Raw genomic sequence first — 13683 nt, 5'->3', positions numbered from 1 at the left:
TAGAAACCAACAGAGGAGTTCCATCATGACTGCCAGACTCGATCCCTTTGCCGTTGCCCCGTCCCTGATGAAAAGCTGGGCCGGCACGTCGCTCGCCGTTGCCGACAGCCTCGAGCCCAGCCTTATCGAACTGGTGAAGATCCGTGCCTCCCAGATCAACGCCTGTGCCAATTGCCTGAATATGCATACGGCGGAAGCGCGTGCGCAAGGGGAGACGGAACAGCGCATCTACCTGCTGTCCGCCTGGCGCGAGGCCCCCTGCTATACGGATCGCGAGCGCGCCGCCCTCGGCTGGACCGATGCCCTTACCCGCCTCCCCGAAGGGCATACGGAAGAAAGTGCCCGTGAAGCCCTGGAAGCGCATTTCTCCGCGGAAGAACAGGTGAATCTCACCCTGATGATCAATGTCATCAACGGCTGGAACCGGCTCGCGGTGGGCTTCGGCCTGTGGATTGAACCGGCGGAAGCCAGGGTGAAGGCCGCGGAGACGGTGGCCTGATGGCGGGCGACGGGCTCGCAGATGCAGCGGGGAGTTTCGACCCGCTGCGCCCTGCGCTTGTGCGCGTCGCCTATCGCATGTTGGGCTCCGTTGCCGATGCCGAGGATATTGTCCAGGAGGCCTTTATCCGCTGGATGGGGGCCGATCGCGAGCGGGTGCGCGAGCCGGAAGCCTTCCTGCGCCGCACTGTCACACGGCTCTGTCTCGATCAGCTCAAATCGGCGCGACATCGGCGCGAAACCTATATCGGCCCCTGGCTTCCCGAGCCCGTTTTCGAGGAAGAGGAGGAGGGCGAGGATGTCACCCTGCCGCTGATGCTTGCCCTGGAGCGTCTCTCTCCCCTGGAGCGGGCGGCTTTCCTGCTGCACGATGTGTTCGGTCTCGATTTCGGGGAGGTGGCCGGCACCATCCGGCGCACTCCGGCTGCCAGCCGGCAACTTGCCGCCCGCGCCCGCAGGCGTGTCCGTGACGCGAGGCCCCGCTATAAGGTGGACAGGCGGCGCGGGCTCGAATTGGCAGAGGCCTTCTTCGCGGCTTCCCGCAGTGGCGACATGAAAGCGCTGGGCTCGATGCTGGCGGCCGACATCAGCCTCCACGCCGATGGCGGGGGCAAGCGTCCGGCTGCGGCGGAGCCTGTCGCCGGTTTTCATGCCGTAATGAAGTTACACGAAAACCTGGCGAACCTGTTCAGGGAGAGTGGCTCGAAGCTGGTTCGTGCCGGGTTCGTAAACGGGCTGCCGGGTTTCATCACGCGGGAGGCCGATGGCGAAATTCAGGTGACTGCGCTGGAAGTCGAGGGTGGGAAGATTGCGGCGATCTATGTGGTGCGAAACCCGGAGAAGTTGGGGCATCTGTACTGACTGGGGAATGCGCTGCGCAGTGTACCATTCCCAAATACGCAAGTTTCGGGGTCAATTTCGGCTTGTGGCATCGGCAGTTGCCTTCAACTCCGGAACCTGAGTTAGATAATCACCTTGCTTTTCAGTGTCGCCTTCGCTTTCTCCAGCGACTTCAGCACCTTGTCCTTGTCGTAGTTGCGTATCTTGTCCAGGTCCATGTGCATGGAGAAGCCGGGTGCGTGGTCTTCCAGGTAGCTCTGCTGGCCGCCGAGGTTCTTGCGCAGGTCGGTCACCTGGTAGACCTTCACCGGGGTGCTGAAACCCTTCACCGTCACATGCCCCTTGTCGCGACACATGACCGAGTGCTTTATCAGCGCCCAGCTCTCGTGGCTGATCAGGATTTCACCCGGCTGCGCGGCGCCCTCGAGGCGCGCGGCCAGGTTCACGTGGGTGCCCATTACCGTGTAGGACTGGTGGTTGGCAGTGCCGAAAATCCCTACGGTGCAGTAGCCGGTATTGATGCCCATGCGCACCTGCAGGGGACGGGCAATTCCCTTGTTGTACCACTCCTGTTTCATTTCTCGCACCCGCTTGCGCATCGCCAGGGCCATGGCCACACAGCGCAGGGCGTCGGACTTGGGTCCCTTGCTCTCGTCATCGCCGAAAACCACCATCACGGCGTCGCCGATAAACTTGTCGATGGTGCCGCCGTACTGACCGGCGATGCGGGCCATTTCCGAGAGATAGTTGTTGAGCAACTGGGTGAAAGTCTCGGCCTCCAGTTCCTCGGTCAATTGGCTGAAATCCTTGATGTCGGAGAAAAACACCGTCAGCAGTTTGCGTTCGGTTGCCAGTTCGCCCTCGCGCCCGTTGGTCACCGCGCGCCACAGGCGCTGGGGCAGATACTTGGACAGTTTGTAAGTGCGCATCTTGCTCACATGCTGTTCCGCGGTGAGCGTGCGGTTGGCGTTCCTGAGGTGGACAATCTGCTTGTGGGTATAAAAGGCGTAGGCGCAGAAGTAAGTGAAAACCCCGATCAGGCTGGCGGCGCTGATGGTCAGGTCCGCATTCACCACCAGCGTCGGCTTGTGAATCAGGTAGCCCACACTGACGCCGAGCAGCAGGCCGGTATTGTGTTCGAACCAGCGCCGCCCGCCGCCTTCGGTCAGTGCATTGAACTGCACCATGGTGACGAACAACAGGGAGGGCAGCATGCTGAAGTCGGCCAGGGCGATGGCCACGCCGATCATGCTGGCGTCGGTAAACGACAGGCAGCGGCGCACATTGGCGGCGCTTTCGGGGGCACAGCGGTTGCTGATGCTGTAGGCGAGCGCAGTGTAGACCAGCAGCAGGCCGGCCATGCCGAGGGGGAGGACCTTGTCCAGGTCCCAGGGGGCGGACCAGTTGATTGCGTTGAGCAGCGTACCCGCCGCCGCGAAACAGATCAGGGTACGGAAGTAATACGGATAGCGGGAATCGGTGTTCCGCCGGGTAGTTTCAACAGGCTGGTCCTGCATTGGAAATTGTCTTTTGTTGAGCAGAAAATAACCAAACTGGCGTGGTGCGGCAGCGTTTATCAATTTTGAGAGCTGGCGCACGCGGCAGACGAGAAGTGTACTCTGCCGGGAGGAATATTGCGAAGTTCTTTGGCCCCTGCTGTCACTGCGGGCATCGTGGGGTAGAATCCGCCAGGTCATTGATTTACAGGAGAAAGCGATGGATGCCCTGACCGCCCTGCACAATCGAGTATCGAGCGGATTGCTGACCGAGCCGTCGCCCGACGAACAGCAGCGGCAGAACATCTTTCGCGCCGCCCTGCGTGCCGCCGATCACGGCTGCCTGCGCCCCTGGCGCTTCCTGCTGGTAGAAGGCGAGGCCCGCGACCGCCTGGGTGAAATCTACCTGCGCGCCAGCGAACAGGCCGCCGGCGAACCCCTGAGCGCCGCCCAGCGGGACAAGACCCTCAAGATGCCCCTGCGCGCGCCGCTGCTGCTGGTGGCCATCACCCGCCTGCGGGACCACCCCAAGGTGCCGCACCTGGAACAGCGCCAGTCCACCGCCGCCGCCGTCCAGGCCATGTTGACCGCGGCCTTCGCAGAGGGCGTTGGCGCCTACTGGCGCACCGGCCCCCTGGCCGGCAACCCGCTGGTTGCAAAGGAACTGGGCCTGGCGGAAAACGAGCGTATCGACGGCTTCCTCTACCTGGGCACCCCGCAAAAGGAACCCCGCCGGGCCCCGGAACTGGCCCCCGGGGAGTTTTTTACCCACTGGGAGTAGATTAGGGTTGCACTGGCGCCCCCGTTTTTGTAAAGTGCGCGCTCGCTGAACGGGGCTATGTTCCTGATTTAGCAGACAATTTCGGTGAGGTGTCCGAGTGGCTGAAGGAGCGCGCCTGGAAAGCGCGTATACCGCAAGGTATCGAGGGTTCGAATCCCTCCCTCACCGCCACACACAAAAAAGGCCCCATGCGCGAGCATGGGGCCTTTTTTGTGTGTGGCGGTGAGGGGGATCAGGATAAGAACCCCCGTTCGAGCCGTAGGCGCGCAGCGCCGGAGACCAGCGAGCGAAGCGAGCTAATCCCTCCCGGGCGGTGCCCCCGAAGTTTATTCAGTCTCAAGTGTCAGCGAGCATGGGGCCTTTTTTGTGTGTGGCGGTGAGGGGGATCAGGATAAGAACCCCCGTTCGAGCCGTAGGCGCGCAGCGCCGGAGACCAGCGAGCGAAGCGAGCTAATCCCTCCCGGGCGGTGCCCCCGAAGTTTATTCAGTCTCAAGTGTCAGCGAGCATGGGGCCTTTTTTGTGTGTGGCGGTGAGGGGGATCAGGATAAGAACCCCCGTTCGAGCCGTAGGCGCGCAGCGCCGGAGACCAGCGAGCGAAGCGAGCTAATCCCTCCCGGGCGGTGCCCCCGAAGTTTATTCAGTCTCAAGTGTCAGCGAGCATGGGGCCTTTTTTGTGTGTGGCGGTGAGGGGGATCAGGATAAGAACCCCCGTTCGAGCCGTAGGCGCGCAGCGCCGGAGACCAGCGAGCGAAGCGAGCTAATCCCTCCCGGGCGGTGCCCCCGAAGTTTATTCAGTCTCAAGTGTCAGCGAGCATGGGGCCTTTTTTGTGTGTGGCGGTGAGGGGGATCAGGATAAGAACCCCCGGTCGAGCCGTAGGCGCGCAGCGCCGGAGACCAGCGAGCGAAGCGAGCTAATCGCTCCCGGCGTCGCTTGGAACCCATCGTGAGAACCGAAAGTGCCCCCGAATCAGTGGGGCCGGGAGGGGCGGCGGTATCTGCACCCGATCAGTGTCCGCCACTGCAGTCCTACTCTTTAGTGGTGTGTTCTATTGCTATCAGTTTATTGGGTTTGCGAACACTGCTCTTCAGATAGCAACCGGAGTACTCGAGTGTTGCCACCACCTTCTGACCGCCGCCACCCGTAGGCATGGTCGACAGGTTCAGGGAGCAGCTGCGCGCTTGAGAGATATGATGGGGGAATCCGGCGGGATCAATAAAACTGTCGCAATACTGGGTCTGCTTTTGTGACACAAAACTGGCGGGAAAATAGGTATGGCTCCAGAAGGCGTTGCCTTCCGTCATATAGCCTGCCGCCGTTGCGTGGTAGGAAAATATCTGGCTGACGTCCACATCCATTTGTACCCAGAAATAGGGTTCGTCATTCACGGGCTCAAATCCGCCACATCTGTCCAGCTCCGCTGGTAGTTCTTGAATGGGAAGCGGTCCGGCAACAGCGGAAAGGGACAGGGCGGCACCCACGGCAATCAGGGCGGTGAGTGATTTTTTGTACACAGGGGTGGTCATGAGTATTCCTCTCTATTGATGACTTCACCCCTGGGTCGCGGACACTGGCATGGAGGTTCAAATTTTTTCAGGGTGTTTCCACAGGTTGCTGTCGTAGGGTGTGCCGTGCGCACCGAATATGACGAAACCGCGGCAATGTCGGGCCGGGCCGGTGCGCACGGCGCACCCTATCGGTCAATCCGCGGTTGCTGTGCTGCGCCTTCCGGCAAAAAGCCCGCTGAGACGCTGCTTCACTCGCGCAGCGGCTGCGCCGATATCCAACCCAATCCCGTAGAGCGCCGGCACCAGTAGCAGCGTGACAAAGAAAGCCACAAACACCCCGAACGCCAGCGCCACCACAATCGGCTGCAAAAACGCCGCCTGGATACTCCGCTCCATCATCATCGGTGTCAGCCCGACAATGGTGGTCACTGTGGTCAGCAGGATGGGGCGGAAGCGGGCCACGCCGGCTTCCACGACTGCTTTCAGAGGTTCCATTCCCCTGTCCCGCAGCCGGTTGCAGTGATCCATCAGCACCAGGTTGTCGTTGACCACCACCCCCGCTGCCGCGGCGATGCCGAAGTAGCTGAAGATGGCCATGGTCATGCCCATGATCCCGTGGCCGAGGATGGCGCCGACGAAGGCGAAGGGAATGGCAACCAGGATCAGGATCGGCTGGAAGTAGCTGCGGAAGGCCACCGCCAGCAGGCTGTACATGGCGAAGAAGGCCATGGTGTAGAGGCCGAGGACCTCCTGGACAAAGCGCTTCTCGCCCTCGGCCTGGCCCACGGCGCCGCGGACAATACCGGGGTGGCGTTTTTCCCAGTCGGGGAAGAAGTTTTTGTTCAGGTCCTCCATGATTTCGCCGCGCACGTCGTCTTTCAGGTCCGCCATCACCCGCGCGGCGCGGTTGCCGTTCCAGCGCTGGATGCGCTTGATGCCCGGTGCGTACTCCAGCTCGGCCACCGCCAGCAGGGGCACTTCGCGGCCGTCGGCGGTACGCACGCGGAAGTCTTTCAGGCTCTCGATGGAGCGGCGCGATTCCAGTGGGTAGCGCACCATGACTTTCACGTCCTGGCCGGCGCGGGGCAGGCGTTGTACTTCCTCACCGAAATAGGCCTGGCGCACCTGGCGGTTGACGTCTGCCAGGGTCAGGCCGAGCCGGGTGGCGCCGGGTTTGAGGTGGATGCGTATTTCCTCGGAGGCGCCCTCCAGGTTGTTGCGCACGTCGTAGAGGCTTTCGTAGCTGCGCAGTTGGGCCTCCAGTTCCGCGGTGGCCTCGCGCAGTACGTCCAGATCCGGGTGGCGGATGGATAACTCGAACCCGGGGCCGTTGTTGTTGAAGGAGTATTCCACCGAGACTTCCTTGGCATCCGGCACCTCGCCGATCAGTTCCCGCAGGCGCAGCGCCGCTTCCTTGGCGGACATGTCGCGGACTTCCGGCGGCGCCAGTTGCACGATGGCGATGACACTGTCGCGCCGGGCGCGGGTATACCAGTTTTCGATCAATGCACCCTCGCCATCGGTGCGCTGGTTGACCTCCTCCACCAGACGTTTTTCGGCGTCCTGTAGCTGGGTCAACACTTCCAGCGCGCGGCTGTAGGGGGCGCCCTCGGGCATGGTCACATTGACGGCGATCTGGTCGGACTCGATCTCCGGCCTAAAGCTTTTCTTCACCCAACCGCTGCCGAACAGGCCGAAACCGATCATCAGCACCGCGACAAAAATACTCACGGTCAGGTAGCGGCGATCCACCGCCCACTGGCCGATACGGCGGTAGTGGTTCTGTGCAAAATGGACGATGCGGTCGGCGATACCTTTCTGGAGGCGTCCGAAGCGGCCGAGCCGGGTGCGCGGTTTCAGATTACTGAGGTGCGCCGGCAGGATAAAAAGGGACTCGATCAGGGAGAACACCAGCGCCAGTATCACCACCCAGGTGATATGGCGGGTGAACTCGCTGGTGGAACCACTGATAAAAATCCACGGCAGAAAGGCGAGGATGGTAGTGACCACCGCGAAGACCACCGGTTTGGCCACCAGCTGTGTGCCCAGTACCGCGGCCTTGAGGCCGTCGCCCGCCTGTTGTTGATCGACATTGTGGGATTGCGTGTGAATGCTTTCACCCACCACAATCGCATCGTCCACGACGATCCCCAGCACCAGCAGGAAGGCGAAGGTGGACAGCATATTCAGGGACACACCGACGCTCGGCAGCAGCACAAAGGCGCCGGCGTAGGCGGTGGCGATACCGATGGCCACCCAGAAAGCCACTTTCGGGCGCAGGCTGAATACCAGTACCAGCAGCACCAGGATCAGCCCCTGGAAAGCGGAGCTGCCGATGGTATCCAGCCGGCTCTCGAAGGTTTCGGCGTTGTCGGTCCAGAGGGTGAGTTTGGCGCCGGCGGGCAGGGTTTCGCGGCGCTCGTCGATCCACTGGCGGATCGATTGTGAGGCAGTGACGATATCCATGGTCTCGGTGGTCATCACCTGTAGCAGCACCGCCGGCTCGCCGTTCAGGGTGGCGAGGATCTCGTTGTCCTCGAAGCCGTCCACCACCGTGGCCACATCGCCCACGCGGATGGTGCCGCCGTCTGCGGTCTGGCGCACTGTGATATCGGCAAATTCCTGCTCACTGTCCGCCTGGTTGCGCACTTTCAACTGGTAGGCGCCCACCTCGGTGCGCACGGTGCCCGCGGACTGGTTGATGGAGCTGTTGCGGATCGCATCGGCCACGTCCTGGAATGTCGTGCCGTAGCGGCGCAGCGCGCGCTCGCTGACCTCGATGGAAACCTCCTCCCGGCGGGTGCCGAACAGTTCCACGATAGAGATGGCCGGCAGGGTGGCGGCCTCTCGCCGCAACTGTTCCGCCAACCGCTTCAGTTCGCGCTCGCCCAGGTCGCCGTGCACGGCCACGCGGATAAACTCTTCGCGGTTCACCCACTGGTGTACCTGCGGCGGTTCTATGTCCCGCGGAAACGAGGAGATGCCGTCGACGCGGATCTTGACGTCGTTCATAAAGCGGGAGAATTCCACCGTGGTCTCCGCCAGGATATAGACTCCCCCCACCCCCTCGGACGAGGTGGAGCGCACCCAGTCGATATTGTCCAGGTCGCTGACCGCCTCCTCGATACGGGCGACGATCTGCTCTTCCACTTCCTGCGGCGCGGCGCCCGGCCAGGCGACGCGGATCTCCAGCCCCGGGAAGCGCACCTGCGGATCCATTTCCCGCTCCATGCTGGAAAAACCGATCAGGCCGGCGACGAAAATACCCACCATGGCGAGGTTGGCGGCGACGCTGTTGCGGGCCCACCATGCAATCAACTGGTTCATCTGAGCGCTCCGTTATTTGCTGGCCAGGTGGGTGATGGGTTGCACCGGCATGCCGTCCACCGCGTTGGCCACGGTGGAAGTCACCACCCGCTCGCCGCCCGCGATTCCGGAGGCGACCACGACCCGGTCTTCGGAGCTGGATAGAGTGTCCACGGTGCGGATGTCCAGGCGGTTGTCTCCATCCACCACATAGACTCTGTCGGCGCTGCGCAGCGCTTCCCGCGGCAGCACTACCGCGCGGCGTTCCCGTGTGCTTTCCGCCTCGGCGGTGACGAAGAGTCCCACGGCCAGTGGCGCGCCGCCGCTGGCGCCGATGCCGTAGGGATCGTTCACTTCCGCCACGGCGTAGATCAGCCGGGTCTGCCGATCCACTGCGGCCTGGGTGCGCACAATTTGCCCTTGCCACCGGTGCCGCTGTGCGCCGATGCGGGTGGAGAGGGTTACCGGTGGGCCGGGTTTTTTGTCGGTGGCGACGAAGCCCATGGGCAGGTCGAGTTGCTGCAGTTGCGCGTCCGTGAGCGGCAGCCGCACCTCCACGCGGTCGGTGGCAAATACGCGACCCAGCGTTGTGCTGGCGGTGACATACTGGCCCACACCCACATCGCGGCTGGCGACGCGGCCGCGGAACGGCAGTTCGATTTGCGTGCGCGCCAGATCCTGTCTGGCGTCGGCCAGTTCCGCGCGGGCGGAGCGCAGGTTGGCTTCGGCTTCCGCGACCTGGGGCCGGTTGACCTGCAGCGGCGTGGGTTCTTTGTTCGGGCTGAGTGCGAGCCATTGTTCGCGCTTGATGGAAGCGGCGGCCTCTGCCTGCAGTAGCAGGACTTCCGCCTGCGCCACACCGGCTTCGGCGCGGGCCAGGGCGAGCCTGTAGTCGGCGTCATCCAACTGGATCAGTACCTCGCCGGGCCCGAACCCGGCGCCTTCCGCGAAGTTTTCCGAGATGGAGACGATGCGCCCGGACACTTCCGGGGTGAGGTCGATTTCGGTATGGGGGCGGACTTCCCCCTGGGTGCGCACGGCGAGGTGGACCGCCTCTTCCCGGGCCTCGGAGTAGACCAGTGACACCGGGCGCTGCTCCTCCTCCTTTTTCTCGGGCGCCGGTTTGGCGGCGGACATGATCTGTACCGCCCCGAAAGCCACTGCCAGCACCGCCAGCGGCGCGGCAGTTTTCAAATATTTGTTATTCATCGATCTCATCTTGCCTGGGTTGCGAAATCCGCCAGCGGCGGGGCCTGCAGGGTTGCGATTCCTGAAGTCGGCATCCGGGCCCGAAGAGACGCCGTCGGCGGACCGTGTTGTGCCAACGCTGTTTATGACCGGGTGGGATCGTAGTTTGGATGCAGGGGGGGGAGAAAAACTCTTGAGGTTGCCGTCGTTGAGCCGTATTTCGCCGGCGTAGGCGATGGGAAATATCCGGACCGATCCACCTCTGCGTGATACGGATGTCCCTTGTCCGGACCCTTTCCCCAACAGGGGCAGCGTGTTTCAATCCCGAATCGAGAAAGCAACAAAGCGGCAGTCAATACCGATGAAAAAAATGCTACCCCTGATCGCACTGCTGGCCGTTGTCGCCAGCCCCTCGCTGCGGGCCGATGAAGCGCCCATTGCCATCGCCATACACGGCGGTGCCGGCACCATCGAGAAGAGCAAAATGACCCCGGAGCGGGAAAAGGCCTATCGCGGCAAGCTCGGCGAGGCACTGGACACCGGCTATGCGGTGCTGGAAAAGGGCGGTGCCAGCACCGATGCGGTGATCGCGGCGATCCGGGTGCTCGAGAGCTCGCCGCTGTTCAATGCCGGCAGGGGGGCCGTCTACACCTACGAGGGCCGCCACGAACTGGACGCCTCGATTATGGACGGCGAGACCCGCCAGGCCGGTGCCGTGGCCGGGGTGCGCCGGATAGAGAGCCCCATCGCGCTGGCGCGGATGGTGATGGAGAAGTCCCCCTTCGTGATGCTGTCGGGGGAGGGCGCCGAAACCTTTGCCCGATCGCAGGGTATGCCGCTGGTGGACAACGCCCTGTTCGATACGGAGCACCGCCTGAAACAGCTGCAGAAGGCTAAGGAGAAGCTGGAGCGGGAGAGCCGCGAGGGAGGGAATCATCAAGCGGCCGTAGAGGCGCTGCCGACACCGTACAGGATGGGTACCGTCGGTGCCGTAGCGCTCGATAAGCGGGGCAATATTGCCGCCGGTACCTCTACCGGTGGCATGACAGCCAAGCGCTATGGCCGTATCGGCGATTCGCCGGTGATCGGTTCCGGCACTTTTGCCGACAATAATTCCTGCGCCGTTTCCGCGACCGGACACGGCGAGTACTTTATCCGTTACACCGTGGCCGCGGATATCTGTGCGCGGGTGCGGTACAGGGGGGAGACGCTGGCCGAGGCGGCCGGAGAAGTGATTAACCAGGTGCTGTTGCCGGCGGGTGGCACCGGCGGCGTGATTGCCCTGGACCCCGCCGGCAATATCGCCATGCCGTTCAATACCAGGGGCATGTACCGGGCCAGCCGCAGCAGTGTGCAGCCGGCGGAAATCGCCATTTTCAAGGAAGAGTAGGAGCCGCGGCCGGGCGCGGTTTGCGCCCGGCGCCGCCTGTGCTAATTTCTGTACTGATTGACCCGTTGTCGGAAAGTCGGTATCGAAAGTTATGGCAAAGAAAAAGAGAAAGAATCAGCGCCAGATAGAACGTGAAGTGCGGTATTTCTGGGGTGGTGTACTGCTGGTGGGGTTGATGGCAGTGCTGTTGATGTACATCGCACTGGCTTAATTACCCGCTCCAAGCTCCTCTCCGGCGATCCTCCCCGCCGTAGCACAGCCCCTCTGTATACAGCTTCAGCTATTTTATTGGCTACGGGAAGTCTGTGTCAGAGGTCGATATGTGGAGCTCGACGCCGGGAAAATGGATGTTCTGCCTGTGCCTGCTGGTGGCGCCGGTAGTGGCCGATGTGTCGCCAGAGGAAAAGCATCCGCTCAGTCCGGCGGATCTCTCCAGCCCGCGCGCGACACTGCAATCGTTTATGCAGAGGGCGGACGGTATCGCCGCCATGCTCGGTGGCGAGTACTGGCACGATTCCAGCAGGAGCTGGCCGAGCAGATTCGGCAGCGGGAGGCAGTGCTGCTGCGGATGCTCGACCTCAGTGAGGTTCCCCCGCATCCCGCGCCGATTCCGGCACAGACGCGCTGGTCCATCTGTACGAGGTGCTCGCGCGCATAGAGTTGCCGCCGGAGGAGGAGATTCCCGGCGCTGAGGCTGTCGACCAGTTGACGGTGGGAGTGGCGGTTCCAGACGGGAAGACAGACCGGAAGCGCCCGAAAGTTCTGCCGCAGGTGCCGGTGCCCGAGAAACCGGAGCCGGTCCGCTCGATCAGTTGGACCATTCCCCATACCGAAATCACCCTGGAGCGCGTGGCGGAAGGCCCGCAGGCGGGACAGTTCATCTTTTCCGCCGACACCGTGGCGCGCGCGGGGGAGTTCTACCAGCGGGTGCAGCATTTGCCGTATCGGCACGATGTACCGTTGAAGCACTACGCTGAGATGCGACGGTACCTGAGCAAGGGCGGTTGGCTGGTGTCGTCGGACCTGGTGCAGTCGCTGCCGGGCTGGCTGAAGCGACAGCTGCTGAAACAGGCGGTGTGGAAGTGGCTGATGATGATCGCCACGCTGCTGGCAACTGCCGCGTTGGTGGTGGCCGTCCATCGGCGGGCCAGGCGGGTGCGCGGTGGCATTCCAAGCCAGCTGGCGCGTTTCGCGGTCCCGGTGTTGCTGCTGTTCGCCTCGCCGCTGGCGAACTTTATCGATCAGCAACTGACCATCACCGGCCGGGTGGTCCAGGGCCTGACCCTTACACCACACTAGTTGGTATGGCTGGTGCCACAGGCGCTGGCCGAGAGCTACATCCACTCGTCCCGGGTGCAAAGTGAGAGCCTGAATGCGCACTTGCTGCGCTTCGTCGCCCGCACCGTCGGCGTGGTGGGCATCATCACCATCGTCTTCCTGCTCAGCAGCCGCCTGGGGGCGCCGCTGTTCAGCCTGATTGTCGGCTTCGGTGTCGGCGGCGTGGCCGTAGCGCTGGCGGCGCAGAGTTCGATCGAGCATTTTATGGGCAGCCTGAATCTGTTCGGCGACAAACCGGTGCCCATCAGCTTGCCGCAGTCGGAATAGTCCTGCGTCTATGGGGCGACAGCGGTCCGGGCGGGGGTCACTCGGGCTCAATGCTGCCTCCAGGAATTGGCCCCCCCGGCAGGGCCGGGGCGGCCATTTGCAAAGCGGAGCTTTGCGGTCGCACCGGCGCCCATCAGCTTGCTGATGGGCCGGAACAGTCCTGCGTTTATGGGGCGACAGCGGACCGGGCGGTGGTCACTCGGGCTCAATGCTGCCTCCAGGAATTGGCGCCCCCGGCAGGGCCGGGGCGACCGCTTGCAAAGCGGAGCTTTGCGGTCGCACCGGCGCCCATCAGCTTGCTGATGGGCCGGAATAGTCCTGCGTCTATGGGGCGGCAGCGGACCGGGCGGTGGTCACTCGGGCTCAATACTGCCTCCGGGAATTGGCGCCCCCGGCAGGACTCGAACCTGCAGTCCGGACTTAGGAGGTCCGTGGTTTATCCTGTTAACCGACGGGGACGGAAGCCGCACCGGCGCGGGGTGCCGGTCGCGAAGGCGGCTATTCTAACGGCTGTCTGCGCCGCTGTCATGGGGCAGTGAAATCTCGCTCCCCTCGGCCCTCTCCCCGGCTGCTCCGGCCCGATGTCACTGGGGGTAACAGAATGGCCCCGATCGTTACCCTCCGCTACGCGTTCTCCCCTTCATCTGACTGTCGAGAATCTGTCGCAATTTCGTCACGAACTGTCGTTATTTTGGCGCCACTTTCCCGGTATCGGGAGCAAGTTTTTCCCGCCTGCAGCGGCCCGGGCAACGGCGCAAAAAAATCTTGTTTCCGGCGGAAAATTTCCGCTTGACCGGGATCTGTCGAGCTGGCTAATCTGCGATTGCAAAACAAAAACAAGGTGTTTCTGCGCTCGCAGATCGAGATTCTGGAGTTTCGTATGAGCGGCAACGTCAACATCAATGATTTCGAAAATGAAGACATCCCCCAGGTAGCCACAGAGGTGCTCAAACAAGCCACGTCGCAACCGCCCCGCGATGCCCGCCGGATGGTGGAGGACAAGCTGGAGGAAATGCGGCTGCGCCGCGAGCTGATGGATTACGACTTCGACCTGTAGCTGGAAAGGCGCCGC

11 protein-coding genes and 2 tRNA genes are annotated in these 13683 nt (G+C 62.8%); 8 read left to right on the top strand and 5 right to left on the bottom strand.

The genetic code is table 11. The features are described from left to right. Window positions 1-25 precede the first annotated feature (25 nt). Window positions 26-499 carry a carboxymuconolactone decarboxylase family protein gene (locus OQE62_RS13215; RefSeq protein ID WP_265722513.1) on the top strand — a complete coding sequence of 158 codons (474 nt, stop codon included), beginning with the start codon at window positions 26-28 and terminating at the stop codon, window positions 497-499. Beyond that, entirely contained in the window at window positions 499-1359 is an 861-nt protein-coding gene (locus OQE62_RS13210; protein ID WP_265722512.1) for a sigma-70 family RNA polymerase sigma factor, read from the top strand. The genes OQE62_RS13215 and OQE62_RS13210 overlap by 1 nt, the downstream gene beginning before the upstream one ends. A 101-nt stretch (window positions 1360-1460) precedes the next feature. Here the strand turns inward: OQE62_RS13210 and OQE62_RS13205 are convergent, their stop codons facing one another. Then, window positions 1461-2855, bottom strand: a complete 1395-nt coding sequence (locus OQE62_RS13205; RefSeq protein ID WP_265722511.1) for an adenylate/guanylate cyclase domain-containing protein — start codon at window positions 2853-2855, stop codon at window positions 1461-1463. Between the two features lie 199 nt (window positions 2856-3054). Here OQE62_RS13205 and OQE62_RS13200 point away from each other — a divergent pair, with 199 nt between their 5' ends. After that, window positions 3055-3615: a nitroreductase family protein gene (locus tag OQE62_RS13200; RefSeq protein WP_265722510.1), complete on the top strand. Its 561-nt coding sequence runs from the start codon at window positions 3055-3057 to the stop codon at window positions 3613-3615. 83 nt (window positions 3616-3698) lie between these two features. Next, window positions 3699-3786 (top strand) — tRNA-Ser (locus OQE62_RS13195). A gap of 856 nt (window positions 3787-4642) precedes the next feature. Here OQE62_RS13195 and OQE62_RS13190 read toward each other — a convergent pair. The 3 genes from OQE62_RS13190 to OQE62_RS13180 form a co-directional block, all read right to left on the bottom strand. Beyond that, window positions 4643-5140, bottom strand: a complete 498-nt coding sequence (locus OQE62_RS13190; RefSeq protein WP_265722509.1) for a hypothetical protein — start codon at window positions 5138-5140, stop codon at window positions 4643-4645. Between the two features lie 174 nt (window positions 5141-5314). Next, window positions 5315-8449, bottom strand: a complete 3135-nt coding sequence (locus OQE62_RS13185) for an efflux RND transporter permease subunit (RefSeq protein WP_265722508.1) — start codon at window positions 8447-8449, stop codon at window positions 5315-5317. A gap of 12 nt (window positions 8450-8461) precedes the next feature. Next, the gene (locus OQE62_RS13180) at window positions 8462-9637 is read right to left on the bottom strand and encodes an efflux RND transporter periplasmic adaptor subunit (RefSeq protein WP_265722507.1); all 1176 of its coding nucleotides are present in this window, start codon (window positions 9635-9637) and stop codon (window positions 8462-8464) included. 340 nt (window positions 9638-9977) lie between these two features. On the opposite strand from OQE62_RS13180, the gene OQE62_RS13175 reads away from it, so the two are divergent. From OQE62_RS13175 to OQE62_RS13165, 3 genes are all read left to right on the top strand, one after another. Beyond that, window positions 9978-11006, top strand: a complete 1029-nt coding sequence (locus OQE62_RS13175) for an isoaspartyl peptidase/L-asparaginase family protein (RefSeq protein WP_265722506.1) — start codon at window positions 9978-9980, stop codon at window positions 11004-11006. 642 nt (window positions 11007-11648) lie between these two features. Further along, window positions 11649-12305: a hypothetical protein gene (locus tag OQE62_RS13170; RefSeq protein WP_265722505.1), complete on the top strand. Its 657-nt coding sequence runs from the start codon at window positions 11649-11651 to the stop codon at window positions 12303-12305. Window positions 12306-12317: 12 nt separating this feature from the next. Further along, window positions 12318-12611, top strand: coding sequence for a mechanosensitive ion channel domain-containing protein (locus OQE62_RS13165; protein WP_265722504.1), 294 nt, complete (start codon window positions 12318-12320; stop codon window positions 12609-12611). A gap of 383 nt (window positions 12612-12994) precedes the next feature. Here OQE62_RS13165 and OQE62_RS13160 read toward each other — a convergent pair. Further along, window positions 12995-13070, bottom strand: a tRNA-Arg gene (locus OQE62_RS13160). 364 nt (window positions 13071-13434) lie between these two features. Here OQE62_RS13160 and OQE62_RS13155 point away from each other — a divergent pair. Beyond that, on the top strand, window positions 13435-13668 hold the full coding sequence (locus tag OQE62_RS13155) for a PA3496 family putative envelope integrity protein (protein WP_265722503.1): 234 nt from the start codon (window positions 13435-13437) through the stop codon (window positions 13666-13668). Window positions 13669-13683 lie beyond the last annotated feature (15 nt).

Origin of the sequence: Microbulbifer halophilus (assembly GCF_026183675.1) — a bacterium.
Lineage (GTDB): Bacteria > Pseudomonadota > Gammaproteobacteria > Pseudomonadales > Cellvibrionaceae > Microbulbifer > Microbulbifer halophilus.
Note: the sequence above shows the minus strand (reverse complement) of the source record. Positions and strands in the feature narration are given on the sequence as shown.

Excerpts from the sequence above, each read along its gene's own strand:
- OQE62_RS13215 (WP_265722513.1), top strand. The coding sequence starts at position 26 with ATGACTGCCAGACTCGATCCCTTTGCCGTTGCCCCGTCCCTGATGAAA.
- OQE62_RS13210 (WP_265722512.1), top strand. The coding sequence starts at position 499 with ATGGCGGGCGACGGGCTCGCAGATGCAGCGGGGAGTTTCGACCCGCTG.
- OQE62_RS13205 (WP_265722511.1), bottom strand. The coding sequence starts at position 2,855 with ATGCAGGACCAGCCTGTTGAAACTACCCGGCGGAACACCGATTCCCGC.
- OQE62_RS13200 (WP_265722510.1), top strand. The coding sequence starts at position 3,055 with ATGGATGCCCTGACCGCCCTGCACAATCGAGTATCGAGCGGATTGCTG.
- OQE62_RS13190 (WP_265722509.1), bottom strand. The coding sequence starts at position 5,140 with ATGACCACCCCTGTGTACAAAAAATCACTCACCGCCCTGATTGCCGTG.
- OQE62_RS13185 (WP_265722508.1), bottom strand. The coding sequence starts at position 8,449 with ATGAACCAGTTGATTGCATGGTGGGCCCGCAACAGCGTCGCCGCCAAC.
- OQE62_RS13180 (WP_265722507.1), bottom strand. The coding sequence starts at position 9,637 with ATGAATAACAAATATTTGAAAACTGCCGCGCCGCTGGCGGTGCTGGCA.
- OQE62_RS13175 (WP_265722506.1), top strand. The coding sequence starts at position 9,978 with ATGAAAAAAATGCTACCCCTGATCGCACTGCTGGCCGTTGTCGCCAGC.